At 43.6% G+C, this 3872-nt stretch carries 1 protein-coding gene; it reads right to left on the bottom strand.

Annotation, left to right across the window (positions count from 1 at the left end; genetic code table 11):
* On the bottom strand, window positions 1-3478 hold a 3478-nt coding region (locus IFU39_RS32445), incomplete at its 3' end, for a cadherin-like beta sandwich domain-containing protein (RefSeq protein ID WP_192136483.1).
* Between the last annotated feature and the right edge of the window lie 394 nt (window positions 3479-3872).

Here is a 3872-nt window from a genome sequence, read left to right as displayed (position 1 = left end):
CGTCCGGGTTAATGATCACGCCTGTGGTAATCCGGTTCGGATCGATACCTTCTGGAAGTGCAATATACTTCGGTGCATAGCCGTTCAACTGGCCGGATCTAACTGTCTGTCCATCTTTCGTAAATGTCAGATCCAGATCGACCGGATTCACCAGAAGCTCATACCCTTCGGTTGCAGCCTTGTTTTTCGCGCTGCTGATCAAGGCATCCGAAGAACGTGCAATGTCGACATGTACAGCAATATCTTTCATTGCAACGTTGCCCAGTTGCTTGGACACACCGTTCAGGTCCATTTTGCCACCAGGTACCGGATAGATCGCCAACGGATTGCTAATGTTCAATTTGGAACCTTGATCTACTAATTGTTTCAGTGTTTCGAGGGTTAAACCATCCACCTTCATATCACCATCATTCGGCGAATGAATGGCGAACTGCTGACCTGTGCCTTGTGACATGGCAACATTCAACTTGGCTGGATCAACTTGAACCAATGTTTCTTTGTTGTCAGATGGTTTGGATGTAGCAAATGGTTGATGGCTACCATCCCGAGTTGTTTCCAAATTATCCTTCACGGGTGCCGTTGGTGTTGGTACTGGCGCAGGGGCAGGTGTGCTTCCACCGTTACCTCCCGTATTTCCACCGCCATTGTTCCCGCCGCCGTTGTTGCCTCCACCATTGTTACCATTGTCACTGGACGCTCTGGTGATAACCGTAGTGTACTCCGTCTGCAAACCATTCGTATCTGTAACTCTAATGACAATTGTGTTTGAACCTACCTTAAGTGCAAGATCATCACTACTACTGCCGCTCTCCACTTCCTTCCAGATTCCATCATGCAAAATCTCAATTTTGTCTGCAGAATCAGGAGCAGTTGGGTAAATACGTAGATTGTACACATCATTGGTTACCGTTGCTGCGTAGTTGAATTGGTTTGGATCAAATGCTTGGTTCAACGCAATATTTTTCCCAAATGAATCGGTCAGACTCAGCTGTGTCAGTGCTTCTTTTACAATAGTAAATGTTTTCGTTTTCGTAACGGAACGTCCTCCATCCACTGCTGTTACCTCAACGGTATAAGTGCCGGGTGCCAGATCTTCATCCAGATGATAGGACCAGTTTGGATCCCCAGCATTCCAGATCAAACTTCCTGCAACATCAACTACATTTCCATCCGCATCTTTCAACACTGCACTCAGCGTATCTGTATCCGTATGGACCGTACCCGAAACCGTTGGCTTCTTATCTGAAGTACTCCCTGCTGGTTCAGTAATCTTCAGCGCGCTCGCGAATGGGTCTTCCAAATCGAATTGGAAATCATGAACCAATGTCCCTTCTGCTCCCTCGCCTTTTAGATAGCCAGATGTTCCATTGTAAGCAACGTTAACCTTCTCATCACTTGATAATTTAACCGATTCGGGCAAGGTCAAAATCAATTTTGTAGGATCAGATCCGTCGATGACAGCTCCGACAACTTCTACGGTTTGCCCACCTACCGTAACTGTAAATGCACTACTTAGATCCACTTCAGAAACTACTTCGATACTTTTATCAAAATGAATGGATATCGTGCTTTCGCCCTCGATGAAGCTGCCGCTGTCCGCTTTGGGTTGATTCTTGATCAATCCATCGATTGCGTTATCCAATACACTTAACAGGTCATTTACCTGAGTCTGTGTTACCAAAGGATTGCTCAAAAGTGTCTGTGCCTCTTGGACTTTGGTTTGCAATTCATTCCATGAATCTGTCGTGTAATCACCATTCGATAAAGCTAAGGCTTCTTTCACTTTTTTCGCTAATGACATTGTATTGACTGCGTGAAGAGCCTGATCGAATTCATCAACCTTGAGTCCGGTTAACGCGTCTCTCAACGTGCCACTACCGTCATAGTTAATTGTAATTTCTTCTCCCGATTCAAGCTGAGCTTCCGTCAGAGGGATGGAAATCGTAGATCCATTAGCTATAAATTGACTAAGATTATCATACACGGTACCTCCAACTGTGACGGTGAAACCCTTCAAATCATCCGATTTCACGTCACGATTGAAGGTAAGATTTAGAATTCCATCGTCGTTTACTTGCGATGTTTGCAAATGGGCACCCTTAGGTTCCGGATATGCAGCTGCAAACGTGAAGTAAGAACCGTCCGCAAAGTTGGAACTGTTTAATGTAACCTTTCCATCCGTTACTGGATAAAAGGTATCATTATTGTCAAAAGAGTCATCTTGGCTAAGAATGATGTAGCTTGGTGTTACACCTTCAGCATCATCCACTTGAAGTGTGATATCTTGATCATTCCAGTTCGTTTTGTCCACCTGATATGAACGATCCATGATCTTTACACGAAAGCCATCTTTCACGATGGATGCACCTACATAAGATACGGTATCGTTCGCGCTCTTGTCTGCAAACATAAAGAAGGAGTTGTTATCCATCGTATTCTCATTGTCGGCATTATCTGAATGAATCGTATCTCCAAGAGCAATGGCTACATTTGAGCCGACTCCTTGCGACTTGGATTGTTTCTGGTCCTGGGCACCCAAGTCATCGCGTCCGATCCCGGTAATGCGATTCTTGTAATCTGCCTGGTTCGACGAATTCCAGAAAACCGTACCTTCTTCTCCGTTCCAATCACTGGCAACATAGTTGTCTGCCAGAGTGATTCCGTATTTTAACCCCAAGTAACTGTACACTTTAGTTCTTTCAACGTCCTGTAACTCGCGATTATATAATATCGTTTCCGATATTAGTCCATTAAACCTTCGATTATGCCCTGCTCCGAAGTAGTAACCCGTAGCACTCGTGGCACTATTAAAGTTCGCTGTTCCTGCAGTTGTTTTATCGATTAACTTCGTATTATTTAAATACATCCCAAAATAATTCTCAGTGCGAAGTACATTGAAAATATCTGCTTGCCCTAACTGATACGGGTTACCTGCATTATTTCGAATCAATTCGTCGTTCCCTGCATTGCCAAATGAAGATCTGATTACGCTTGTACTGTACGTGTCGGTACTTCCTTGGCCGCCAAAATGCCAAGGGAAACCGCTCGCAGCAGCTCCTTGAATGGAAAATGCCTCACGAGCGACATCCGTTGTATGGAAAGGCTCCCTGACATAGTATCCTTTGTTACCATCAATTAATATACCGCTGTTAAAGTTAATGGCACCTGTAACTAAGGTATTAGGATTTACGATACTCCACACATTATCATGTTCTACATTGGGGTCCAGATCCACCAGATCGGTCAAAGAAGTGATTTTACTGCCGTCAGCTGCCAGATTCATACTTTGCTCAACATCAATCCATGATATGAGTCCGTTGCTTACACCACCCGGATATCCCCCTGCGGTAATCGCGGTACTGTTGGATACAGGATTTTCAGTATCTGCATGAGCTTCTATGGCTGGAAACAAAATTGGTGTAGGCAATATACTCGCAACCATCACCAAAGAAAGCACCCTTGACCATACTCTTGTCATTTTGCTGTTGTGCAAATTCTTATTGTTCTTCAAACACTTGTCACACCTTTCGACTAATATCTAATTTTAGCTAAATCATTCTTCTCATAATCCCTTTCAGGATGCTGATTTACTAGATTGTGTTAATTTTGAAATACTTCATTGCTTATTCTACACTGAGCCTCTTACCAAACTCTTACCAAGCTATACGATAATGAATACAAACGATAGCAAGGAGGATATGAGGGTGGATAACCTTTTATCATATCCTCTAGCAGGAGACACATAGAGTTCAGCGGCTCCAACGTCAGTTCAAAAAATAAAAAGCCTTTGCCGACCCCCAATGTCAGCAAAGGCTTTTCGTTTTAAATTGTGTTTATTGATCAATCAGGTTTGTTACTTTCAACATTCTTGC

The organism is Paenibacillus sp. CFBP 13594 (genome assembly GCF_014842675.1).
GTDB lineage: Bacteria > Bacillota > Bacilli > Paenibacillales > Paenibacillaceae > Paenibacillus > Paenibacillus amylolyticus_B.
This window is presented reverse-complemented; position numbering and strand designations above follow the sequence as displayed.